Source organism: Streptomyces sp. AM6-12, assembly GCF_044327085.1.
Lineage (GTDB): Bacteria > Actinomycetota > Actinomycetes > Streptomycetales > Streptomycetaceae > Streptomyces.
Genome location: NZ_JBIQWN010000001.1, coordinates 2,900,920 through 2,923,860 on the forward strand (window position 1 = coordinate 2,900,920; position 22,941 = coordinate 2,923,860).

Sequence of the window (22,941 nt, forward strand, 5' to 3'; positions counted from 1 at the left end):
CTTAGGGCAGCACCCTGCACAGTGCCTCCAGCGCGCCCGCCCACGCGCTGTCCGACGGCGTCCCGTACCCCACCACCAGCGCGTCCACCTGCTCGGCGACGGCCTCGGGATGGCGGTGGAAGGAGAGGCCGTGCAGGGCGAGGCCCTGCCAGGCGGCGGCCTGGACGACGGAGGACTCGGTGCCCGGCGGCAGCCGCAGCAGCGCGTGCAGACCGGCGGCGACCCCGGTGACCCGGACGGCGGGCACGCGTTCGGCGACGGCCGCGGCGAGGGCGTCACGGCGGCGCCGGTAGCGCAGCCGGGCGGCGCGGACCTGGCGGTCGTAGGCGCCGGAGGTGAGGAACTCGGCGAGGGTGAGCTGTTCGAGCACCCCCACGGTGTCGGCGTGCCCCTTGGCGGCGAGCACCTCCGAGACGAGGGCCGGCGGCAGCACCATCCAGCCCAGCCGGATACCGGGGGCGAGGGACTTGCTGGCGGTGCCGAGGTAGACGACCCGGTCGGGGTCGAGGCCCTGGAGGGCGCCGACGGGCTGGCGGTCGTAGCGGAACTCGCCGTCGTAGTCGTCCTCCAGGACCAGGGAGTCGGTGCGGCGGGCCCAGTCCACCACCGCGGTGCGCCGGTCGGGGTGCAGGGGCATGCCCATGGGGAACTGGTGGGCGGGGGTGAGGAGTACGGCGCCCTCGGTGGTCAACGGGCCCGGATCGGTGCCGAGTTCGTCCCAGGGCAGGGCGGGGGTGGCGAGCCCGGCGGCCTGGAGGAGGCCCCAGTAGGCGTCGAGGCCGTACGACTCGACGGCCACCGAGCGGGCCCCGCGGGCGCGCAGCACCGGGCCGAGGACGCGCAGGGCGTGCGAGAAGCCGGCGGTGACGACCAGGTTGCCGGGGTCGGCGCGGACGCCCCGGACGCGGGCGAGGTAGCCGGCGAGGGCGGTGCGCAGTTCGACGCGGCCGCGCGGATCGCCGTAGCCGAGCGCGTCGTTGGGGGCGGCGGCGAGGGCGCGGCGGGCGGCCCTGGCCCACTCGGCGCGCGGGAACGCGGCGAGGTCGGGGGTGCCGGGGACGAGGTTGTGGGTGGGCCGGGCCGGGGCGCGGGGCCGGCGGGCGGGGCCGCTCGGCGGGACCACGGTGCGTGCGGCGACGCGGGTGCCGGAGCCCTGCCGGGCGGTGAGCCAGCCCTCGGCGACCAGGTCGGCGTACGCCTCGGCGACGGTGTTGCGGGCGATGCCGAGATCGGCGGCGAGGGCCCGCGAGGAGGGCAGCCGGGTGCCGGGGGCGAGCCGGCCGGTGCGGACCGCGTCGCGCAGGGCGTCGGTCAGCCCCCGGCGCAGCCCGCCGGGGCCGGCCGGTTCCAGATGCAGGTCGACGCCCGAAGTGGCCCAGGATTCCGCCATGGAAATGGACCATACTCCTGGGCTGCCCCGCTTCTAGGTTGGAGGCATGACCACGGATGAGAAGACCGAGTACGCCCCCGAGCACGCCCCCCGTCTGAGCTGGAGCGAGCACGCTCCGGACGTGTACAAGGCGATGGTGCGGCTGGACATCGCCGCACGTCAGGGGCTGGACGCGAAGCTGCTGGAACTGGTGAAGATCCGCGCCTCGCAGCTGAACCACTGCGCGTTCTGCCTGGACATGCACACCAAGGACGCGCTCGCGGCCGGGGAGAGCGTGGAGCGGATCGTCCAGCTCGGCGCGTGGGAGGAGTCGCGGCACTTCTACACCGAGAAGGAGCTGGCGGCGATCGAGCTGACCGAGGCGATCACCGTGCTGACCGACGGCTTCGTGCCGGACGAGGTGTACGAGCGGGCCGCCAAGCAGTTCGAGGAGGCCGAGCTGACCCGGCTGATCGCCGCGATCACGGTGATCAACGCCTGGAACCGGTTCGGCGTCACCGCCCGGATGACGCCGGGCCACTACCAGCCGGGGCAGCACCAGTGAGCGATGGCGTCGAGGCGCTGCGCGCGCTGCACCTGGGGCGCCCGCCGGGTGACCCGCTGATCCTGCCCGGCCCGTGGGACGCGGCCAGCGCGCGGGCCTTCGCACAGGCGGGGTTCGAGGCGCTGGCCACGCCGAGCGCGGGGGTCGCCGCCGCGCTCGGGTACGCGGACGGCGAGACCCCGGCGGACGAGATGTTCGCGGCGATCGCGCGGATCACCCGCGCGGTGGACGTGCCGGTCACGGCGGACGTCGAGGACGGGTACGGGCTCGCGCCGGCGGAGCTGGTGGAGCGGCTGCTGGAGGCGGGCGCCGTCGGCTGCAACATCGAGGACTCCACCCGGGGCGCGCTGAAGGACCCGCGGGAGCACGCCGACTACCTGGCCCGGTTCTGCGCGGCCGCGGCGGGCCGGATCTTCCTCAACGCCCGCGTCGACACCTTCGCGCACGGCGACGGGGACCCCGATCGGGCCGTCGAGCAGGCCATCGACCGGGCCGCGTCGTACATCGCGGCGGGCGCCGAGTGCGCGTACCCGATTCTGGCCCCGGCGGCCGTACTGCCCGTGCTGCGGTCCGGGATCGAGGGCCCGCTGAACGCGCTGGCCCTCCTGGACGGGGACGGCCCCGCACCCGCCGCGCTCGGCGGGCTCGGGGCCACCCGGATCACCTTCGGACCACAGCTCCAGCGCCGGGCCACGGCCGCGGCGGCCGAACTCGCCACCGGGCTGCGCTAGCGGGCGCTCAGGACAGCCACTTCTTCCAGACGGCGGGGTGGCTGTCCACCCACTTCTCGGCCGCCGCGTCGGGGGACATCTTGTCCTGGGCGATCAGCAGCGAGACCTCGTTCTGGTCGTCGGTGGTCCAGCGGAACTTCTTCAGGAACTCCGCCGCCTTGCCGCCCGACTTCGCGAAGTCCGCGTTCAGGTACTTCTGGAGCGGGGTGCGCGGGTAGGCGCAGGCGATCTTCGCCGCGTCCGCGTCGCAGCCGTCCTTGTACGGCGGCAGCTTCACCTCCGTCATCGGGACCTTCTTGAACAGCCACTGCGGCGAGTACCAGTACGTCAGGAAGGGCTTCTTCTCCTTGGCGAACTGTTTCATCTGCGTGATCTGCGCGGCCTCGGAGCCGGCGAAGACGACCTGGTAGTCCAGCTTCAGGTTCCTCACCAGGGCCTTGTCGTTGGTGACGTAGGACGGGGAGCCGTCCATCAGCTGGCCCTTGCCGCCGCTCTCCGCGGTGCGGAAGAGGGAGGCGTACTTGTTGAGGTTGTGCCAGTCGGTGATGTCGGGGTGCTGTTTGGCGAGGTACGTGGGCACGAACCAGCCGATGTGCCCGGTCACCCCGAGATCACCGGCGCGGGCGATCGTCTTCTTGTCGTCGACGTAGCGCTTCTCCTGGTCGGGGTGGCCCCAGTCCTCCAGGATGGCGTCGACCCGGCCCTGGCTCAGCGCGTCCCACGCCGGCACCTCGTCCACCTGCACGGTGTCGACGCGGTAGCCCAGCTTGTGCTCCAGCAGGTACTGGGCGACGGCCACATTGGACTCGGCACCCACCCAGGACTGCACGGACAGCGTGACGCTCTTGCCGCCGCCGGTGTGCGCGAACGGGCTGGCCTGCTTGGTCATGTCGGCGGCGCCGCAGCCGGTGGTCAGGCCCAGCACGGCGAGCGCGACCGGAATGGTCGTGCGCAATCGGATCCGCATGTCAGGCTCCCTTCTTCGCGCGGCGCTCGGTCGGCTGCGTCACCCGGTCCAGCATCAGGCCCAGGCAGACGATGGCGGCACCGGCCACCAGACCGGTCGCCAGGTCGCCCTGGGCGAGGCCGAAGGCGACGTTGTAGCCGAGGGCGCCGCCGCCGACCAGACCGCCGATGATGACGACCGCGAGGACCAGGACCACGCCCTGGTTGACGGCCAGCAGCAACGAGCGGCGGGCGAGCGGCAGTTGGACCTGCCACAGCTGCTGCCGTCCGGTCGCGCCGAGCGAGCGCGCCGACTCCAGCGCCGCCGGGTCCACCTGGCGCAGGCCCTGCGTGGTGATGCGGACGACGGCGGGCAGCGCGTAGACGACGGCCGCGGCGACCGCGGGGGCGCGGCCGACGCCGAACAGGGCGACGACCGGGATCAGGTAGACGAACTGCGGCATCGTCTGGAAGACGTCCAGGACGGGGCGCAGGGCGCGCTCGACCCGGTCGCTGCGGGCGGCGGCGATGCCGGTGGCGAAGCCGAGCACCAGGGTGACGGCGACGGCGGCCAGCACCTGGGAGAGGGTGTCGAGGGAGGGCTCCCACACGCCGAGCACGCCGATCGCGGCCATGGCGAGCACGGCGGTCAGCGCGGTGCGCCAGGTGCCGATCAGCCAGGCGAGGGCGGCGACGATCAGCAGCACCGACCACCAGGGCAGCCACTGGAGTCCGTCGCGGATCGGGTCCAGCACCCAGGTGGTGAAGTGGCCCGCCCAGTCGGCGGTGCCGCCGATGACCGGGACGCCGGTGTAGAGGTGGCTGGTCATCCAGTCGACGGCGCGGTTGACCGGGGCGGCGATCTGCACGCTCCAGCCGTCCGGCCAGTCGAGGGCGCCGAGCAGGCGGGCGGCGAGGGCGGCGGCCGCGGTGACGGCGAGCGCGTACGGCCAGCCGATCGTCCGGGCCCCGTTCGTGCCGGCGCCGGCCGCGCCGGTCACCCGGTCCAGGACCACGGCGAGCAGCACGATCGGGATGCCGGCGGCGAGGGCCTGGCCGACGTCGACGGTGGACAGGGCCTGGTAGACGCGGTCACCGAGGCCGCCGGCGCCGATGACGGAGGCGATGACGGCCATGGAGAGCGCCATCATGATCGTCTGGTTGAGGCCCAGCAGGAGTTCCTTGCGGGCCAGCGGGATGCGGGCGGTCAGCAGCCGCTGGCGGCGGGTGGCACCGAGCGACTCCACGGCCTCCAGGACCTCGGGGTCGGCGCCGCGCAGGCCCAGCGCGGTGAGGCGGGCCATCGGCGGGGCGGCGTAGACGACGGTGGCGAGGACGGCCGCGGGGACGCCGATGCCGAAGACCAGGACGACGGGGAGGAGGTAGGCGAAGGCCGGGAGGACCTGCATCGTGTCCAGGACCGGGCGCAGGGCGCGGTCGAGGCGCGCGGAGAGACCGCCGGCCAGGCCGAGGGCGGTGCCGACGAGCACCGAGGCGAGGACGGCGGCGACCATCAGCGCGAGGGTCTGCATCGTCGGTTCCCACATGCCGAGGGCGCCGCAGGCGAGGAACGCGACGGCGGTGCCGGCGGCGAGGCGGGGGCCCGCGACGCGCCAGGCGACGAGGGCGCCCAGCGCGGTGACGCCCGGCCAGCCGAGGGCGAGGAGGGCGACGTAGACCGCGCGCACGGAGATGACGACGGCGTTGCTGATGTAGCCGAAGAAGTAGAGGAACAGGGGATGGGTGTCGCGGTTGTCGATGATCCAGTCGCTGGCGCTGGTCAGCGGCTTGGTGAGGCTGACCGTGAGGTGCTGGGGCCAGGCGTGGCCGTGCAGCACCGGCAGCAGGACGGCGGTGATCAGGGCGAGCAGCAGGAGCTTGCCGACGGCTCTGTTGCGCAGCACGGCGGGGGTCCTGGTGCGCAGGGCGGGGACGGTGAGGGCGGCCATCAGACGGCCTCCGGGGTGATCCGGGGGCCGGGCCTGGTCGCTTGCCCGCGCTTGCGGAGCGCCCCGGCCACCCGTGCCGCCCCCGCGGCACGACCGCCCGCGGCCGGGGCGGTGGGTACGCCGGCCACCACGCCGAGGAGGTGTTCGTGGTCGACCACGCCCAGGCACTTGCCGTCCGACATCACCCGCGCCGGTTCGCCGGCCCGGGCCACCGCCTCGATGGCTTCGGCGACCGTGGCGTCCGGGCGTACGGCGGGGCCGGCGCCGGTCTCGGCGGAGGAGGCGGGGCGCATGGCCGTACGGGCGGTCAGCACCTGCTCGCGCGGCACGTCCCGGACGAACTCGCGGACGTAGTCGTCCGCCGGGGAGCCGACGATCTCCTCGGGGGTGCCGAGCTGGACGACCCGGCCGTCGCGCATCAGGGCGATGCGGTCACCGAGCTTGAGGGCCTCGCTGAGGTCGTGGGTGATGAAGACCATCGTGCGGCCCTCCTCCTCGTGGAGGCGGGCGACCTCGTCCTGCATGTCCCGGCGGATGAGCGGGTCCAGGGCGCTGAACGGCTCGTCGAACAGCAGCACTTCGGGGTCGACGGCGAGCGCGCGGGCGAGACCGACGCGCTGGCGCTGGCCACCGGAGAGCTGGCCGGGGCGGCGGTGCTCCATGCCTTCGAGGCCGACCTTGGCGACGATCCGGGCGGCGCGCTCGCGGCGCTCGGCCTTGGCGACGCCCTGGATCTCCAGGCCGTAGGCCACGTTGTCGAGCACGCTGCGGTGCGGGAGCAGACCGAAGTGCTGGAAGACCATCGCGGCGCGGTGGCGGCGCAGTTCGCGCAGCCGGGACTTGTCCATGGCGCGTACGTCCTCGCCGTCGATGGCGATGGTGCCCGCGGTCGGCTCGATCAGCCGGGTCAGGCAGCGCACGAGGGTGGACTTGCCGGAGCCGGACAGGCCCATCACCACGAAGACCTCGCCCTTGCGGACGTCGAAGGAGACGTCGCGGACGGCGGCGGTGCAGCCGGTGCGGGCGCGCAGCTCGGCCGCGTCGAGGGTGCCCAGCTCGGGGTCGGCGGGGACGCGCTCCGGCTTGGGGCCGAAGACCTTCCACAGGCCGGAGACCGAGAAGACGGGGGCGTCGTCGGTGGTGGGGGGCTTGCGGGTCGGGACGGTGGTGGTACTCATCGGCGATCGCCTCCGATCAGATCGACGGCCTTCTCCCCGACCATCAGCACCCCGATCATCGGGTTGACGGCGGGAAGAGTCGGGAAGACGGACGCGTCCGCGATACGAATGCCGTCGAGACCGCGGATGCGCAACTCCTCGTCGACCACGGCGAGTTCGTCGTCGGCCGCGCCCATCCGGCAGGTGCCGGCGGGGTGGTAGACGGTGTGGTGGGCCTTGCGCAGCAGTTCGCTGAGCTGTTCGTCGTCGGTGACCTCGGGGCCGGGGAAGACCTCGCGCTTCAGCCAGCCGGCGAACGGCTGGGTCCGCGCGATCTCGCGGGCCATCTTCACGCCGTCGACGAGGGTCTGCGCGTCGTAGCCGTCCTCGTCGGTGAAGTACCGGAAGTCGAGGGCGGGCTTGACCTCGGGGTCGGCGCTGGTGAGGTAAAGGCGCCCGCGGGCGCGGGACTTGGGGATGTTCGGGGTCATCGACACGCCGTGCTCGGGGCGTTCGTAGCCGAGGCGCTCGGGGTTGTCGGTGAAGGGGATCTGGTAGAAGTGGAACATCAGGTCGGGGATGTCCAGCGACGGGTCCCGGCGCACGAACAGCGCGGCGTCGGAGTCCATCGCCGAGTTCTCGGGCAGCGGCCGTTCGGTCTCCCAGACGATCACCGACTCGGGGTGGTCCTGGAGGTTCTCGCCGACGCCCGGCAGGTCGTGCACGACCGGGATGCCCAGCTCCTCCAGGTCACGCTTCGGGCCGATGCCGGACAGCAGCAGCAGCCGCGGCGAGTCGACGGCGCCGGCGCAGACGACGACCTCCCGGCGGGCGCTGATCAGTTCGTCCGCGCCGTCCTTGGTGCGCACGCGGACACCGGTGGCGCGCTTGCCGTCCAGCTCCAGCTTGTACGCCCAGGTCTCCAGCAGCAGCGTGAGGTTGGGGCGGTCGCCGGCCTCGATGTGCGGGTGGAGGTAGGCGACGGAGGCGGAGGAGCGCTTGTTGTCCTCCGGGTGGTAGGCGAGGTCGAGGAAGCCGACCCCCTCGTAGAACGGCTTGTCGTTGAAGCCGATCACCTCGGGGACGCCGAGCGCGGTCTTCGTCGCGTCGATCCAGTCCTTGGCGATGGCGTTCTGGTCCTGGTCGGCGACGCGCACGATGTTGTTGCGCAGCCGGGCGTAGTACGCCTCCATCGGCACCGCGCCCCAGCCCTTGGCGCCGGCCTGCTCCCACTCGTCCCAGTCGGTGGGCAGCGGCTTGAAGGAGATCAGGGTGTTGTGCGAGGAGCAGCCGCCGAGGACCCTGGCGCGGCTGTGCAGGATGTGCGAATTGCCGTGCGGCTGCTCGACGGTGGTGTACTCGTAGTCCAGGTCGCCGCCGAGCAGGCCCAGCCAGCGGCGCAGGGTGAGGACGTCCTCGCGGTCGATGTCGCTCGGGCCGCCCTCGATGACGGCGACGGTGACGTCGGGGTCCTCGGTGAGGCGGGAGGCGATGACCGAGCCCGCGGTGCCGCCGCCGATGACGACGTAGTCGTAGACGTGGGGGGTGTGGGACATGGGGGGGCGCACTCCAGGTGGGGAAGGGGTGGGGACGGTCTCAGCCGGCGAACCAGCGCACCGGCTTCGGCGCGAGGTTCTGGTAGACGTGCTTGGTCTCCCGGTACTCGGCGAGCCCGGCGGGGCCCAGCTCGCGGCCGGTGCCGCTCTTGCCGAAGCCGCCCCACTCCGCCTGCGGCAGGTAGGGGTGGAAGTCGTTGATCCAGACGGTGCCGTGGCGCAGCCGGGCCGCGACGCGCCGGGCCCTGCCGGGGTCGGCGGTCCACACCGCGCCGGCGAGGCCGTACTCGGTGTCGTTGGCCAGGCGGACGGCCTCGTCCTCGGTGGTGAAGGTCTCGACGGTGAGGACGGGTCCGAAGACCTCCTCGCGGACGACCTTCATCTCGCGGTGGCAGCCGTCGAGGACGGTCGGCTCGTAGAAGTAGCCGGACTCGGGCCGCTCGGGCGCGGGTTCGGGGCGCTTGCCGCCGCAGCGCAGGATCGCGCCCTCGGCGAGCGCGGAGGCGACGTACGCCTCGGTCTTGGCCCGCTGCTGCTCGGAGACGAGCGGGCCGACCTCGACGCCGTCCTCGGTGCCCCGGCCGATCCTGATCTTCTGGGCGCGGCGGGCGAGTTCGGCGACGAAGCGCTCGCGCACCGACTCCTCGACGATGAGCCGGCCGCCGGCCGAGCAGACCTGGCCGCTGTGGATGAAGGCCGCGTTCAGGGCCTGGTCGACGGCGGTGTCGAAGCCCTCGTCGGTGGCGCAGGCGTCGGCGAAGACCACGTTGGGGTTCTTGCCGCCGAGTTCGAGAGCGACCTTCTTCACGCTCGGGGCGGCGGCCTGGGCGACCTTGGTGCCGCTGGCCAGTCCGCCGGTGAAGGAGACCAGGTCGACGTCGGGGTGCTCGGCGAACCGGGCGCCGACGGTGTGGCCGGGGCCGGTGACGATGTTGGCGACGCCCGCGGGCAGTCCGGCCTCCACCAGCAGTCCGATCAGCGCGACGGTGGTCATCGGGGTGATCTCGCTGGGCTTGATCACGAAGGTGTTGCCGGCCGCGAGCGCCGGGGCGATCTTCCAACTGGCCTGGAGCAGCGGGTAGTTCCAGGGGGTGATCAGCGCACAGACGCCGACCGGCTCGTGTACGACGACGCTGTGGATGTCGGGCGAGCCCGCGTCCACGACGCGGCCGGGGGCCTCGGCGGCCACCAGGTCGGCGAAGTAGCGGAAGGCGTCGGCGACGCAGTCGATGTCGATCCGGCCCTCTTCCACGGTCTTGCCCGCGTCCTGGGCCTCGAGCCGGCCGAGCGCTTCGCGATCGCGCACGAGCAGGTCGGCGACGCGGCGCAGCAGCGCGGCGCGCTCGGCGACGGGGGTGGCCGGCCAGGGGCCGTGGTCGAACGCCTGCCGGGCCGCGGCCACGGCGCGCTCGGCGTCCTTCTCGTCACCCTCCGCGACCACGGCGAACGGCCGGGCGTCCGCGGGGTCGAGGATCTCGCGGGTCGCCCCGGAGATCGCCGTGAGCCACTCTCCTCCCGCGTGGATGGTCGCCTGGGTCTGTCGTGCCGTGCTGTCCGCCATGATCGGTGTTGCCTTCCGTTACTGTTCGACGCCCCCGTGTCACGCGAAGGGCGGGCTCAGGGACCGTGGCCCCCTGCCCAAGAGCCCCGTTTGCATGCGGAATCGGCGGCCGAAAGTGCGCGGCGTCACTGAAAAGACGGTGGAAAACGGGTGGAAACGCCCTATCCGGGGCGCTGCGTTCGGTCCATGGGACCGCCACAGCGCGTGGCGGCGGGCCCGGCACCCTCCCCGATCAGCTCGCGGACGCGCTCGCGCAGCCAGGCGTGGGCCGGATCGGCGTCGTGGCGGGGGTGCCAGGCGAGGCCGACCGGGAGGGCCGGGAGCCGGAGCGGGATCTCGAAGACGGTCAGGCCGAGGGGCTCGGCGAGCGGGCGGGTCCAGGGGCTGATCAGGCCGATGAGATCGGTCTCGCGGAGCACGAACAGCGACGCCGGGTAGGTGCCGACGCTGGCCACCACCCGCCGGCTCAGCCCCAGCTCGGCCAGCGCCTCGTCGACCGGCCCGCGCAGCCGGCCGCGCCGGGAGACGATGAGGTGACCGGCCGCGGTGGCGAACCGCTCGGGGGTCAACTCCCCCTCCAGCAAGGGGTGTCCGGAGCGTACGACGCCGAGCATGCGGTCCTCGTAGACCGTCTCCTGGTGCACCTCGGGCGCGGTGGTGTCGATCATGCCGATCTCCAGGTCGGCGGTGCCCTGGCGCAGGAAGGGGGCGTCGATGTGGCTCTCGGACAGGAAGCGCAGCCGGATGCCGGGGGCCTCGCGCGCGGCGCGGGCGAGCAGGGCGGCGCCGTGGGTGGCGACGATGGCGTCGTGGCCGAGGATCGTGAAGGTACGGCTCACCGTGCGCAGGTCGGTGTCCCGGCCGGGCGCGAACAGGGCGCGGGCCCGCTCCACCACGGCGCTCACCTCGGCGCGTACGGCCAGCGCGTGCGGGGTCGGTACCAGTTGCCGGCCGGCCCGCACCAGGACGGGGTCGCCGAGCGCCTTGCGGATGCGGCCGAGGGTGCGGCTCATGGCCGGCTCGGACAGGTGCAGCCGGCGCGCGGCCCCCCGCACGCTCTGCTCGTCGAGCAGTACGTCGAGCGCGACCAGCAGATTCAGGTCGAGGCCGGTGGATTGCGTCATACGCATTCATTCCTTGCATACGTTGCACTGGAGTGCAGGTCAAGGGCGAGCCTACGGTGAGCGGGCATCCCTTTCACCCGTTCGAGCTCCTTGGGAGGAGCCGTGCCCTCGCACGCCCTGAAACGCCCCGCCCTGCTCGCCCTGTGTGCCTGTGTCCTGGTCGCGCAGAGCATGGTGGCGGCGATCAACCTGCTGATACCGCAGCTGAGTTCGTCGGCGCTGCGGCCCTCGGGCGCCGAGGTCCTGTGGACGGTCGACGCCTACGTCATCGTCTTCGCCGGTCTGCTGATCCCCGCCGGGGCGCTCGGCGACCGGTACGGGCGCAAGGGCGCGCTGCTCGCCGGGCTCGCGCTGTTCGCGGCGGGCGCGGCGACCAGCGCGCTGGCGGGGGCGCCGCTGGTGCTGATCGCGGGCCGGGGGCTGTCCGGCGCGGGCGCCGCGCTGATCACCCCGGCCACGCTGTCCCTGCTGATGCGGCTCGCGGCACCCGCGCAGCGGCTCGGCGCAATGGCCGCGTGGACCCTGTCGATCGGCCTCGGCGGGGCGGCGGGCAACCTCGGCGGCGGGCTCGTGGGTCAATTCCTCGGCTGGCGGGCGCTGTTCTGGGCCATGGTGCCGCTCGCGGCGCTGCTGGTCGCGGTGGTGGCGCGCGTCGTCCCCCGCACGGAACGCCCGACGTCGGGCCACACCGACCCGCTCGGCGCGGTCCTGCTGATCGCGGGGCTGGTGGCCGTGCTGTTCGGGATCATCGAGGGGCCGTCGTACGGCTGGCTGTCGGCGCGGATCACCGGCGCGTTCGGCGCGGGGGCGGTGCTGGTGGCGGCGTTCACGGTGCACGCGCTGCGGGCGCGGGGCCCGCTGTTCGACCCTCGGGTGTTCGCCTCGCCCCGGCTGCGGGCGGCGTCCCTCGGCACGGCGACGGGGTTCTTCGGCCTCTTCTCCCTCTTCTTCGTCAACTCGCAGTACTTGCAGGAGGTCAAGGGGTACGGTCCCGCGGTCACCGGGGTGGCGATCATGCCGCTGGTGATCGGGATGGCCGGCGCGCAGAAGCTGGCCGCGCGCTGGTCCCACCGGCCGCGCGCCCTCGTCGGTACAGGGCTCGCGCTCATCGGCGCCGGGCTGCTCGGCGCGTCCACGGCGACCGCGGCCACGCCGTACGCCCTCTTCGTCTGCTGGCTCCTGGTCATCTCCACCGGCGCGGGCCTGTCCATGCCGCCGCTGACGATGGGCGTCGTCACCTCCCTGCCCACCCACCAGGCGGGCCTGGGCTCGGGCCTGGGCACCACGGCCCGTGAGACCGGCGCGGCCCTGGGCGTCGCGGTGACCGGCACGGTGCTGTCCGGCCACACCGACCTGACCCAGGGGATGGGCCCGGCGCTGCGGGTGGTGGGAGCGGTGGTGCTGGTGGCCACGGCGGTGGTGGTGAGGGGGTACGGCGCACGCGAGACGTCGGCTTCACGGCCGACGCCGGCGGCGACCCCCTAGGGCCGGGGGACGGACATGCACGCGGGCCCCGCTCCGGAGGAGAACCGGAGCGGGGCCCGCGTGCGGAACTACCGTCAGATGAGGCCGAGCGCGCGGACCGCCTCGCGCTCCTCGGACAGCTCCTTGACCGACGCGTCGATGCGGGCGCGGGAGAACTCGTTGATCTCCAGGCCCTGCACGATCTCGTACGTGCCGTTCTTCGTGGTGACGGGGAAGGAGGAGATCAGGCCCTCCGGCACCCCGTACGAACCGTCGGACGGGATGCCCATGGACGTCCAGTCGCCCTCGGCCGTGCCGTTCACCCAGGTGTACACGTGGTCGATCGCGGCGTTCGCGGCGGACGCAGCCGACGACGCGCCACGAGCCTCGATGATCGCCGCACCGCGCTTGGCGACGGTCGGGATGAAGTCCTCGGCCAGCCACTTCTCGTCGCTGACGACCTCGGCCGCGTTCTTGCCGCCGACCGTCGCGTGGAAGATGTCCGGGTACTGCGTGGCGGAGTGGTTGCCCCAGATCGTCAGCCGCTTGATGTCGGCGACGGTGGAGCCCGTCTTCTTCGCCAGCTGCGTCAGCGCGCGGTTGTGGTCCAGCCGGGTCATCGCGGTGAACCGCTCGGCCGGTACGTCCGGCGCCGCCGCCTGCGCGATCAGCGCGTTCGTGTTGGCCGGGTTGCCGACGACCAGGACCTTGATGTCGTCCGCGGCGTGGTCGTTGATGGCCTTGCCCTGCGGCTTGAAGATGCCGCCGTTGGCCTCCAGCAGGTCACCGCGCTCCATGCCCTTGGTGCGCGGGCGGGCGCCCACCAGCAGGGCCACGTTGGCGCCGTCGAAGGCGACGTTCGGGTCGTCGGTGATGTCGATGCCCTGGAGCAGCGGGAAGGCGCAGTCGTCCAGCTCCATGGCCGTGCCCTCGGCGGCCTTGAGCGCCGGGGTGATCTCCAGGAGGCGCAGGCGGACCGGCACATCCGCGCCGAGCAGCTGGCCGGAGGCGATGCGGAAGAGCAGGGCGTAACCGATCTGGCCGGCCGCGCCGGTGACGGTGACGTTCACGGGAGTGCGGGTCATGGCGTTCTCCGTATGACAGCTGGCGGTGGGGCGTCCCTGCCCCGGTTGGATGATCGATCTCTTGGCATCAAGAGAGATCCACCGGTCAGGCTATCGCGCATCCGGCATGCGAGACGTGCGGGGCCCTGTGGCTCAGCCCACAGCGGATCGCGCGGGACGGAGAAAAGCGGCCGTCCGTCCGGAGAGGGTGGACGGATCGGCCGCCGGTGGGGGTACCGGCGGACCGGTCTCCCGTGGGGGGTATCAGCTCGCGTGCCCAGGATCCGGCCGGGCATGCCTGCCGATCCGGAATTCATCCGTTCGGCTTCACCGCGTGCACCCGGTGCGGCCCGACGCGAGCGTGGCGCACGCCGTCGCACGCGCCGGATCCGTTACGGCGATCATCGGGGTGTAGGCGATGGTGTCGCCCGCCTCGGTGGCCTCCCCGGTCTCCCGGACCTTGCCCCGCGCCCCGGTGACCTGGACCTTGTCGCCGGGCACCGCACCGGTGATCCGGCCCCACGCCGTGCCGCAGACCTTGCTGTAGCGCACTTCCAGGGTGGTGGTGCCGAGGGAGACGGTCTGTGCGGTGGCCACCTGGTCGCCGCTGCACCCCATCGACTCGGCGTCCTTGCCCACGCAGTCCGCACCGGAACAGCGGACGCCCGGCGGAAGGCTCGCCCTGGGACCGGCGCTCCGGGCGGCCCGCTCGGGCGCGGCCTCGTGCCTGCCGCCGCCGTGCCCGCCGGTGAGGAAGAAGACGCCGAGGATGAGCACCAGCACGGTGACGAACCCGCCGAGGAACATCAGCACCGGCTGCCGGTACCCGGACGCGCCGTCGGGTCCGGAGGGCCGTACCGCGTCGAGACCCTGAGTGGCCTGCGGGCCGGGAGAGTCATGGGGGATCTGAGGAATCTGAGGGCCTACAGGGGGCCGTGAGGCGACAGAGGTCTGGGAGCCCACGGAGGTCTGGTGGCCGGCGGAGGCCTGGGGGCCCTGGGCACTCCCGATGCGCTGGGCGCTCCGGATGCCCTGAATACCTTGGATGCCCTGGGTGCCCTGGGTTTCCTGCGGGCTCCGCAGGCTCCGGGGGGACTGCGGTTCCGGCGCGCCGGGGACTCGTGCCGGCTCCGGCCACGCCCCGGGCCGCCCGCTCGCCCGTGACGGCCCCCGGTACCCGGCCAGCCCCCACGAGCCGCCACCGGACGCGCCCTTCGCCGCACTCCCGGCGTTCCCGCACTCCGCCGCCTCCACCGACTCCGCGGCCTCCGCGGCTTTCGGCTGGGCGGGGATCTTCGGGACGGTGAGCGTGCCGCCCTCGGTCCCGTTCGCGGCCCGGCGCCCGGCCATCGCGTGCTCGTGCCCCAACTCCGCCCGACTCCACGCCCGTTCCGCCAGCTCCCACATCGTGATGATCGGCACCGGGCTGGTGCCCGCCGCCTCGGCGAGCGCGACCGCCGCGCCCTTGGGGGCGAGGAGCCGGCCGGCGAGGTAGTCCTCCCAGGACGCCCTGCCGTAACCCGTGCGGTCGGCCAGGGCCGCGGCGCCGAGCCCGCCGAGGTCCACGAGCCACCGCAGTTGGCTGACGAACTCCTTGATCTCCGGGTCGAGTTCGTTCGGCAAGGTCTTCCAACGAGGCATCGTCTCCCCCCTCATCCCCACTTTCGTACCGGACGGTCACCGTTCAGCGGAACGGTCACTTCCGTGCCACAGCGCGAAGACAGCCGTTGTTCAGGCCGTTCACCAGAAGCCAGGGTGTGTCCCGCGGCGGTTCGCCCCGCGACGGGGGTGGGGGCGAACCGCCGTACCGCCGGCCCTATTTGGTCATCGTGAAGTGCAGTGTGTTGCTCAGGAACGGGATCTCCAGCAGGGGATGCGGCTGGGCCATCAGGGCCAGCAGGACGATCGCCAGGCCGAGGACGCCGTAGGTGCTGATGTCGGTGAAGCGGGACCGGACCGCGAGCATGCCGACGCCGGGCAGCATCCAGCGCAGCACCGCGCCGGCCAGCAGCGCGGCGCCGATCAGCACGGTGCCCACGCGGAACGCGTCGAACGCGGTCAGCAGCAGGCCGAGCGCGACCGTGCCCAGCACCACCAGCAGGGGCCACTGCCGGGCGGGCGCGGGGGCGTCGCCGGACGCGGCCCGGCCGCCGCCCTCGGGCCGTGCGGTGTCCCTGGTGAACAGCGGGAAGCGGCGGGTGACCCGCCGCGGGCGCCCCTCGGCGTCGGGGGCGCTGATCGCGTCGCGGACGGTCTCCTCGCCGTCCCGCGTGTCCTCAGCCGGCACTGCGCTCCGCCGCCTCGACCACGTTGACCAGCAGCTGGGCCCGCGTCATCGGGCCGACACCGCCGGGGTTGGGGGAGATGAAACCGGCCACGCCTGCCACGTCCGGGTGGACATCGCCGACGATCCGGCCCTCGGCGTTGCGCGAGACGCCCACGTCCAGGACGGCCGCGCCCGGCTTGATGTCCTCGGCGCGGATCAGGTGCGGGGAGCCGGCCGCCGCGATCACGATGTCGGCGCGCTTGAGGTGGGCGGACAGATCGCGGGTGCCGGTGTGGCACTGGGTGACGGTGGCGTTCTCGCTGCGGCGGGTGAGCAGCAGCGGCATCGGGCGCCCGATGGTGACGCCCCGGCCGACGACCACGACCTCGGCGCCCTTGATCTCCACGCCGTAGCGGCGCAGCAGGGTGAGGATGCCGTTGGGGGTGCAGGGCAGCGGGGCCGGCTCGTTGAGGACCAGGCGGCCCAGGTTCATCGGGTGCAGGCCGTCCGCGTCCTTGGCCGGGTCCATCAGCTCCAGGATGCGGTTCTCGTCGATGCCCTTGGGCAGCGGCAGCTGGACGATGTAGCCGGTGCAGGCCGGGTCCTCGTTCAGCTCGCGGACGACCGCCTCGATCTCCTCCTGAGTGGCCGTGGCCGGCAGCTCCCGCTGGATGGAGGCGAGGCCCACCTCGGCGCAGTCGCGGTGCTTGCCCGCGACGTACTTGCGGCTGCCGGGGTCCTCCCCGACCAGGATCGTGCCGAGGCCGGGCGTGACGCCCTTCTCCTTCAGCGCCGCCACGCGGGCGGTCAGATCGGACTTGATCGCGGCTGCGGTGGCCTTGCCATCGAGAATCTGGGCGGTCATACCCCCATCCTCCAGGATGACCGCCCCGAGGTTCCAATCCGGGGCCGCACCGGGGCCGCACCGGGCCCCCGCCAGGGTCCGCGGGAGGGCCCGGGTGATCACCGATGTTGCACTTGCACAACGTCGGAGGATTCCGGCTGGACAAGTCACTATCCGGTCAAGAACGATGAACAGCACAGTGCAGCGGGCAGCTCATCGGGGGGACGGACCGCATCTGTAGAAACTCTCCTCCGTGCAGTGCCGCGCCTCGTCCCCGCACTCGCTCGACACGACGGAGGAAACACCAGCCATGAGCTACGGCGACCCGAACAACCCCTACGGCACCCCGCAGGGGCAGCCGCAGCAGCCCGGCTACGGCTACCCGGCCGCGCCGCCGGTCCAGCAGTCGTACGCCGCCGCCCCGATGACCACCATGCCCGGCAAGGTCAACGCGGCCCGCGTGATGCTGTGGGTGATCGTCGGCCTCCAGGTCATCGGCGTGGCCCTCTTCGCCTTCTTCGCCGTGGCCGTCAACAAGGCCAAGCACGACAACTCGATACCGGGACTCTCCGACTACCCGGTGGGCGCGCTGTGGGCGTTCACGGTGCTCGCGCTCGCCTGGCTGGTGTGGGCGGCCGTCCTGGCCGCGAAGTTCGGCTCCGGCGGCAACAACCTGCGGGTCACCACGCTGGTCTTCGGCATCCTGACCGCGGTGCTCGGCGTCTACCCGTTCCTCGTCATCGTGGGCATCTTCCACATCGTGCTCGGCATCCTGATCGCCTGCTTCGTCGGCAGCGCCGACGGCAAGGCCTGGTTCGGCCGGCCGCGCTACTGAGTCCGCGGGCGCCCGGACACCGCGGGCGCCGCGGAGCGATTCGCGCCATTCATCATCCGGGGCCGTGTCTCACCCTTCCGGGGGGAGGCACGGCCCCGGTGCGTCGCCCTACTCTGAGAGAAGCCGTCGGGTCTGGGAGAAGCCGTCGGGCACGGGGAGACGCACCTTGTACAGCATCATCGTCGTACCTCCGCCGGCCACGGAGGACCGGCAGCGACGCGGCCAGATCCGCCTCGCCCCCGGCGAGCGCCTCCGCTTCGGACGGGCGCCCGGCAACGATCTGCCGATCCCGCACGAAGGGGTCTCGCGCCGCGCCGGGGAACTCGCCGCCCAGGGCGCGTTCTGGACGCTGAGCAACCTGTCCGCGCACCAGACGTACGTCGTGGAGAACCCGGAGGGCACGGGCGAGCACATCAAGGTGGGGCCGGGCCGGCTGGAGGCGCCGGTGCCCTTCGAGTTCTCCCGGATCGTGCTGCCCGCGGGCGGCGACCTGCTCGCCGTCGAGGTGTGGGCGCCGCGCCACGACTATCTGCGCGACGGCTGCGGGGCGGACGGCGACACCACCGCCCCGGCCTTCTCCGTGGACCGCACCAAGCGCTACTTCGCCGTACTGGCCGCCCTGTGCGAGCCCCGGCTGCGCGGTGATCCGCACGCCCCGCTGCCCACCGTCGACAAGGTCGTGGCCCGGCTCGCACCCGCCTGGCCGGCCGCCTCGCGCGCCTCGGTGCAGTGGAACATCGACTACCTCGCGGTGAAGCTGCGGCTCAAACCCGGCCCGGACACGGCGGATCCGGGCCCGCGTCTGAACGGCAAGAAGGAGTCCCTGGTCTCGCTGGCGCTCCGCTTCGACCTGGTGCGCGAGGACGACCTGGTGGTGCTCTCCGGCACCGGCTCCGGGACCGCCACCGGGACCGCCACGGGGTCCGGGACCGCCGCCGGACCCGTGCGCCGGTCCGCGCGGTGACCGAGCCGTACGCCGTACCGGTCCCCAGGGGCTACCGGGTGGGCGGCTGGGAGGTCCGCGAACCGCTCGCGACGGGCGCCTTCGGCAGCGTGTACGCGGCGCGCCGGCTCGGCGGGCCGGACGAACGGCACCCCGCCACCGCCGCCCTGAAGTTCCTGCCTACCGGCACCGGCACCCCCCGCCACCTCGCCCACCTGCGCGAACTCGTGGAAAGGGAGGTGGAGTTGTTACGCCGGCTGCGGCGACCGCGTCTGATCCGGATGTACGAGACACTCGTCGTCGACGACCCCGGACGCCCCGCCCTCGACGGCGCCACCGTCCTCGTCCTGGAACGCGCGGAGGGCTCCCTGTCCGCGCTGCTCGCCGCCGCGCCCCGGCCGCGAGCCGGGCCCGTACTGCTGGCCCAGATCGCCGAAGGACTCGCCCAGTTGCACCGGGCGGGCTGGGTGCACGGAGACCTCAAACCGGCCAACGTGCTGCTGATGGCGGACGGTTCGGCGCGGCTCGCCGACTTCAACATGGCCGCCGAGCTGGAGGGCACCCACGGCTACACGCCCGCCTTCTCCACCCCCGACTACACCCCGCCCGAACTGCTGTGGGCGGAGATCGGCGAACGCGGCCGGCCGATCCGCCCGTCGGCCGACATCTGGGCCTTCGGCGTCCTCGCCCACCTCCTGCTCACCGGCTCCTTCCCGCTGCCCGGCGGCACCCCGTCGGCCCGCCGGGACGCCGCCGTCGCCTATGCGCGCGGCACCGAGGAACTGCGCCTCGCGACCGAACTCCCGGACGCCTGGCGGGAGATCGTGCGGGACTGCCTGGCCCGTACGCACGCCGGGCGGATCGGCACCGAGGCGCTGCTGCGCCGGGTCACGGCCGCCGCGGGCACCGGAAGCGCACCCCGGCTGGCCCGCCTCTCGCGCGCAGGCCGCCGTCGCCGTACGGCCGTCCTGGCCCTCGCGGCCACCGTCCTCGCCGCCCTCCTCGGGTACGGCCTCGACCAGCGGCAGGCCGGTGACGACAAGGCCCTGGCCCGCTACGGCGCCGCCGAACTGCGCACCGACCGGGGCGTTCCGGTGCGCTACCGGCGGCTGATCGTGGACGCCGCCCACGGCTGCCCCCGCCCTGACGTCAGCCCCGCGCTGATCGCGGCCATGCTGAAGGCCGAGAGCGGCTTCGACGCGGACCTCGCCGATCCGGGCACCCAGGAGTACGGCATCGCCCGCTGGACCCCGTCCGTGCTGCGCTGGTGGATGCGGGACGACGGCATCCCCGCCGCCGCGACCCCCACACCTCCGCTGACCCCGGCCGTGTCCATCCCGGCCATGGGGCGCTATCTCTGCTACATCGACGCCCATCTGGAGGCGGGGCTGCCCGGCGACCGGCGGGTCCTGGACGCGGCCGGGTACCGGACGTCGTACAAGACGGTCAACTCCACGGGCGGTATCCCGGCGCGTTACCGCGCCTACTGCGCCGAGGTCGCCCGCTACCTCGCGCAGTACACACCCTGAGACCTCCGAGGTACCGGCTCGGCGGCCCGGCTGGGACGGTGGAACCACTCCGCCACGGCGGAGCGACCACCCCCCTCGTTCACACGAGGGAACAGTGCATCGTTCACATGGGGGAACAGTGAAGATCGCCAAGCCCGCCGCGCTGCTCGTCGCGGCCACCGCCCTGCTCGCCGGCTCCACGGCCGCGGCCACCGCCTCCGCCGCCCCGGACGGCACCCGCGTCACCGCCGTCGAGCGCACCGCCGACCAGCTGCTGCCGGGCCACCCGGCCGCGCTGGAGGTGACGAAGGACCGGGTCCGCTACGACGGCCTCACCCTCACGAAGGCCCCCGCGGGCAGGCTCGCCGCCAAGGACCTGGCCTGCGCGTACGGCCACCTCTGCATGGTCGTCAGGGGCACCACGTTCGACTTCTACAAGTGCCAGACGTGGACGGTGAGCAACTGGACCGGTGACGGCCCGTTCACCAACAACCAGACGCCCGGCACGGTCGCCCGGTTCTTCAACCAGGACGGCAGCGTCCGCTGGACCTCGACCGCCTACCAGGCCGGCACCGCCACCTGGGACCCGATCTACTCCCTGCGTCCCTGCTGACCGGAGAGGGACGCGGCGGCCTCCGGCCCCCTCGGGGGAGGGCCGGAGGCCGCCGTACGCCCGCTGACGGGTTCAGTGGAAGAAGTGCCGCGTGCCCGTGAAGTACATGGTCACGCCCGCCTTCTGGGCCGCCTCGACGGCCAGCTCGTCGCGGACCGAGCCGCCGGGCTGGACGATCGCGCGGACACCGGCGTCGATCAGGATCTGCGGGCCGTCGGGGAAGGGGAAGAAGGCGTCGGAGGCCGCGTAGGAACCGCGGGCCCGCTCCTGCCCGGCCCGCTCGACCGCGAGCTTGCAGGAGTCGACGCGGTTGACCTGGCCCATGCCGACGCCGACCGAGGCGCCGTCCTTGGCGAGCAGGATCGCGTTGGACTTGACCGCGCGGCACGCCTTCCAGGCGAAGGCGAGGTCCTTCAGCTCCTCGGCGGACAGTGCCTCGCCGCTGGCCAGCGTCCAGTTGGCAGGGTCGTCGCCCTCGGCCTGGAGCCGGTCGGTGACCTGGAGCAGCAGACCGCCGTCCACCGGCTTGGCCTCGACCTGGTTGCCCGGCGCGCCCGCCGCCTTCAGCACCCGGATGTTCTTCTTCTTGGTGAGGGCTTCGAGCGCCCCCTCCTCGTAGTCCGGGGCGACGATGACCTCGGTGAAGATCTCCGCGACCTGCTCGGCCATCTCCCTGCTGACCGGCCGGTTCACGGCGATGACGCCGCCGAACGCGGACAGCGGGTCGCAGGCGTGCGCCTTGCGGTGCGCCTCGGCGACGTCCGCGCCGACCGCGATGCCGCAGGGGTTGGCGTGCTTGATGATCGCGACGCAGGGCTCGTCGTGGTCGTACGCGGCACGGCGCGCGGCGTCCGTGTCCGTGTAGTTGTTGTACGACATCTCCTTGCCGTGCAGCTGCTCCGCCTCGGCCAGACCGCCCGTGCCGTCCACGTACAGCGCCGCGCCCTGGTGCGGGTTCTCGCCGTAGCGCAGGGTGTTCTTGCGCTCCCAGGTGGCACCGGCGAAGTCCGGGAAGGACGAGTCGTCCGCGGGGGCGTAGTCGGCGGCGAACCAGGAGGCGACGGCCACGTCGTAGGCGGCGGTGTGCTTGAACGCCTCGGCGGCCAGCCGCTTGCGGGCGGCCAGGTCGAAGCCGCCGTCCCGGACGGCCGCGAGGACGTCGGCGTACCGGTCGGGGCTGGTCACGACGGCGACCGAGGGGTGGTTCTTGGCAGCGGCGCGGACCATCGAGGGGCCGCCGATGTCGATCTGCTCCACGCACTCGTCGGCCGAGGCGCCGGAGGCGACGGTCTCGCGGAACGGGTAGAGGTTCACCACGACCAGGTCGAACGGGGCCACGCCCAGCTCGGCGAGCTGCTCGCGGTGGCTCTCCAGGCGCAGGTCGGCGAGGATGCCGGCGTGCACCTTCGGGTGCAGGGTCTTGACCCGGCCGTCCAGGCACTCGGGGAAGCCGGTCAGCTCCTCGACCTTGGTGACCGGGACGCCGGCGGCGGCGATGCGGGAGGCTGTGGAACCGGTCGACACCAGCTCGACACCGGCCTCGTGCAGCCCGCGCGCCAGCTCTTCCAGGCCGGTCTTGTCGTAGACGCTGACGAGCGCCCTGCGAAGGGGCCGCTTGTTGCTCTCGGCGGTCACTGGATAACTACCTTTCGTCCCTCGATGCGATAGCCGTGCCGGGCGAGCCGGCCCACGACCTCGACGAGCAGCCTTCGCTCGACTTCCTTGATGCGCTCGTGCAGCGCGCTCTCGTCGTCCTCGTCCCGGACCTCCACCACGCCCTGCGCGATGATCGGACCGGTGTCGACGCCGTCGTCGACGAAGTGGACGGTGCAGCCGGTGACCCGGACGCCGTACGCGAGCGCGTCGCGGACGCCGTGGGCGCCGGGAAAACTGGGCAGCAGGGCCGGGTGGGTGTTGACGAGCCGCCCGCCGTAGCGCGCGAGGAACTCCTTGCCCACGACCTTCATGAACCCGGCGGAGATTACGAGATCGGGCTCGTACGCCGCGACCGCCGCGGCCAGGGCGGCATCCCACTCCGCGCGGCTCGCGTGGTCCTTCACCTTGCACACGAACGTCGGCAGCCCGGCCCGCTCGGCGCGGGCGAGCCCCTCGATGCCGTCACGGTCGGCCCCGACGGCGACGATCCGCGCGCCGTACGCCTCGGCTCCGGTGCGCTCGATCTCGTCCAGGAGCGCCTGGAGGTTGGTGCCTGATCCGGAGACCAGCACGACGAGGCGCTTGGCCACGGGGTTGGCGGCCACGGTGGGGCCCTTTCTCACGAAGCGGTCTGTACCGTCGGCGGTTTGTATGGTCATACGAATGCTTCGCGCCCCGTGATACGGGGAAGTCTACGAAGCGGCCGACCGCCAGCAACGATACCGGCACCCCGGACGGCCCCCACGGGACGGGTGCGTGGCCGGGAGGTAGCGTTCGGGGGGAATCGACAG

Annotated in this window: 20 protein-coding genes; 7 read left to right on the plus strand and 13 right to left on the minus strand. The window is 73.0% G+C overall.

What is annotated here, in order from left to right; all coding sequences use genetic code 11:
- Position 1 precedes the first annotated feature (1 nt).
- Positions 2-1,390 carry a PLP-dependent aminotransferase family protein gene (locus tag ACE4Q9_RS12970; protein ID WP_397984401.1) on the minus strand — a complete coding sequence of 463 codons (1,389 nt, stop codon included), beginning with the start codon at positions 1,388-1,390 and terminating at the stop codon, positions 2-4.
- Positions 1,391-1,436: 46 nt separating this feature from the next.
- On the opposite strand from ACE4Q9_RS12970, the gene ACE4Q9_RS12975 reads away from it, so the two are divergent.
- Entirely contained in the window at positions 1,437-1,934 is a 498-nt protein-coding gene (locus ACE4Q9_RS12975; protein WP_397984402.1) for a carboxymuconolactone decarboxylase family protein, read from the plus strand.
- A complete protein-coding gene (locus ACE4Q9_RS12980; RefSeq protein WP_397984403.1) occupies positions 1,931-2,665 on the plus strand; it encodes an isocitrate lyase/phosphoenolpyruvate mutase family protein in 735 nt (244 codons plus the stop codon). The genes ACE4Q9_RS12975 and ACE4Q9_RS12980 overlap by 4 nt, the downstream gene beginning before the upstream one ends.
- A 7-nt stretch (positions 2,666-2,672) precedes the next feature.
- On the opposite strand, the gene ACE4Q9_RS12985 is transcribed toward ACE4Q9_RS12980, so the two are convergent.
- The 6 genes from ACE4Q9_RS12985 to ACE4Q9_RS13010 all read right to left on the minus strand — a co-directional run bounded on the left by ACE4Q9_RS12985 (position 2,673) and on the right by ACE4Q9_RS13010 (position 10,963).
- A complete protein-coding gene (locus tag ACE4Q9_RS12985; RefSeq protein WP_397984404.1) occupies positions 2,673-3,632 on the minus strand; it encodes an ABC transporter substrate-binding protein in 960 nt (319 codons plus the stop codon).
- Between the two features lies 1 nt (position 3,633).
- The gene (locus ACE4Q9_RS12990) at positions 3,634-5,559 is read right to left on the minus strand and encodes an ABC transporter permease (protein WP_397984405.1); all 1,926 of its coding nucleotides are present in this window, start codon (positions 5,557-5,559) and stop codon (positions 3,634-3,636) included.
- Positions 5,559-6,737 carry a glycine betaine/L-proline ABC transporter ATP-binding protein gene (locus ACE4Q9_RS12995; RefSeq protein ID WP_397984406.1) on the minus strand — a complete coding sequence of 393 codons (1,179 nt, stop codon included), beginning with the start codon at positions 6,735-6,737 and terminating at the stop codon, positions 5,559-5,561. The genes ACE4Q9_RS12990 and ACE4Q9_RS12995 overlap by 1 nt, the downstream gene beginning before the upstream one ends.
- Positions 6,734-8,272: a GMC family oxidoreductase gene (locus ACE4Q9_RS13000; RefSeq protein ID WP_397984407.1), complete on the minus strand. Its 1,539-nt coding sequence runs from the start codon at positions 8,270-8,272 to the stop codon at positions 6,734-6,736. Before ACE4Q9_RS13000 ends, ACE4Q9_RS12995 begins: the two co-directional genes overlap by 4 nt.
- A gap of 40 nt (positions 8,273-8,312) precedes the next feature.
- Positions 8,313-9,833, minus strand: coding sequence for an aldehyde dehydrogenase family protein (locus ACE4Q9_RS13005; RefSeq protein ID WP_397984408.1), 1,521 nt, complete (start codon positions 9,831-9,833; stop codon positions 8,313-8,315).
- Between the two features lie 161 nt (positions 9,834-9,994).
- Positions 9,995-10,963, minus strand: coding sequence for a LysR family transcriptional regulator (locus ACE4Q9_RS13010; protein ID WP_397984409.1), 969 nt, complete (start codon positions 10,961-10,963; stop codon positions 9,995-9,997).
- A 96-nt stretch (positions 10,964-11,059) separates the two neighbouring features.
- Between ACE4Q9_RS13010 and ACE4Q9_RS13015 the strand changes: the two genes are divergently transcribed.
- Entirely contained in the window at positions 11,060-12,442 is a 1,383-nt protein-coding gene (locus ACE4Q9_RS13015) for an MFS transporter (RefSeq protein WP_397984410.1), read from the plus strand.
- Between the two features lie 74 nt (positions 12,443-12,516).
- Here the strand turns inward: ACE4Q9_RS13015 and ACE4Q9_RS13020 are convergent, their stop codons facing one another.
- The 4 genes from ACE4Q9_RS13020 to ACE4Q9_RS13035 all read right to left on the minus strand — a co-directional run bounded on the left by ACE4Q9_RS13020 (position 12,517) and on the right by ACE4Q9_RS13035 (position 16,616).
- Positions 12,517-13,506: a malate dehydrogenase gene (locus ACE4Q9_RS13020; RefSeq protein ID WP_397984411.1), complete on the minus strand. Its 990-nt coding sequence runs from the start codon at positions 13,504-13,506 to the stop codon at positions 12,517-12,519.
- Positions 13,507-13,812: 306 nt separating this feature from the next.
- Entirely contained in the window at positions 13,813-15,126 is a 1,314-nt protein-coding gene (locus ACE4Q9_RS13025) for a DUF2690 domain-containing protein (protein ID WP_397984412.1), read from the minus strand.
- A gap of 175 nt (positions 15,127-15,301) precedes the next feature.
- Positions 15,302-15,772, minus strand: coding sequence for a DUF3017 domain-containing protein (locus ACE4Q9_RS13030; protein WP_397984413.1), 471 nt, complete (start codon positions 15,770-15,772; stop codon positions 15,302-15,304).
- The gene (locus ACE4Q9_RS13035) at positions 15,762-16,616 is read right to left on the minus strand and encodes a bifunctional methylenetetrahydrofolate dehydrogenase/methenyltetrahydrofolate cyclohydrolase (RefSeq protein WP_397984414.1); all 855 of its coding nucleotides are present in this window, start codon (positions 16,614-16,616) and stop codon (positions 15,762-15,764) included. Before ACE4Q9_RS13035 ends, ACE4Q9_RS13030 begins: the two co-directional genes overlap by 11 nt.
- A gap of 289 nt (positions 16,617-16,905) precedes the next feature.
- Here ACE4Q9_RS13035 and ACE4Q9_RS13040 point away from each other — a divergent pair, with 289 nt between their 5' ends.
- The 4 genes from ACE4Q9_RS13040 (at position 16,906) to ACE4Q9_RS13055 (ending at position 20,494) form a co-directional block, all read left to right on the plus strand.
- On the plus strand, positions 16,906-17,430 hold the full coding sequence (locus tag ACE4Q9_RS13040; RefSeq protein WP_397984415.1) for a hypothetical protein: 525 nt from the start codon (positions 16,906-16,908) through the stop codon (positions 17,428-17,430).
- 166 nt (positions 17,431-17,596) lie between these two features.
- A complete protein-coding gene (locus ACE4Q9_RS13045; RefSeq protein ID WP_397984416.1) occupies positions 17,597-18,394 on the plus strand; it encodes an FHA domain-containing protein in 798 nt (265 codons plus the stop codon).
- Positions 18,391-19,902, plus strand: a complete 1,512-nt coding sequence (locus ACE4Q9_RS13050; protein ID WP_397984417.1) for a protein kinase — start codon at positions 18,391-18,393, stop codon at positions 19,900-19,902. The genes ACE4Q9_RS13045 and ACE4Q9_RS13050 overlap by 4 nt, the downstream gene beginning before the upstream one ends.
- A 118-nt stretch (positions 19,903-20,020) precedes the next feature.
- A complete protein-coding gene (locus ACE4Q9_RS13055) occupies positions 20,021-20,494 on the plus strand; it encodes a hypothetical protein (RefSeq protein WP_397984418.1) in 474 nt (157 codons plus the stop codon).
- A 72-nt stretch (positions 20,495-20,566) separates the two neighbouring features.
- On the opposite strand, the gene purH is transcribed toward ACE4Q9_RS13055, so the two are convergent.
- Positions 20,567-22,129 (minus strand): bifunctional phosphoribosylaminoimidazolecarboxamide formyltransferase/IMP cyclohydrolase, encoded by a 1,563-nt coding sequence (gene purH / locus ACE4Q9_RS13060; RefSeq protein ID WP_397984419.1) that lies wholly within the window; start codon positions 22,127-22,129, stop codon positions 20,567-20,569.
- A complete protein-coding gene (gene purN / locus ACE4Q9_RS13065) occupies positions 22,126-22,755 on the minus strand; it encodes a phosphoribosylglycinamide formyltransferase (protein ID WP_397987201.1) in 630 nt (209 codons plus the stop codon). The genes purH and purN overlap by 4 nt, the downstream gene beginning before the upstream one ends.
- Between the last annotated feature and the right edge of the window lie 186 nt (positions 22,756-22,941).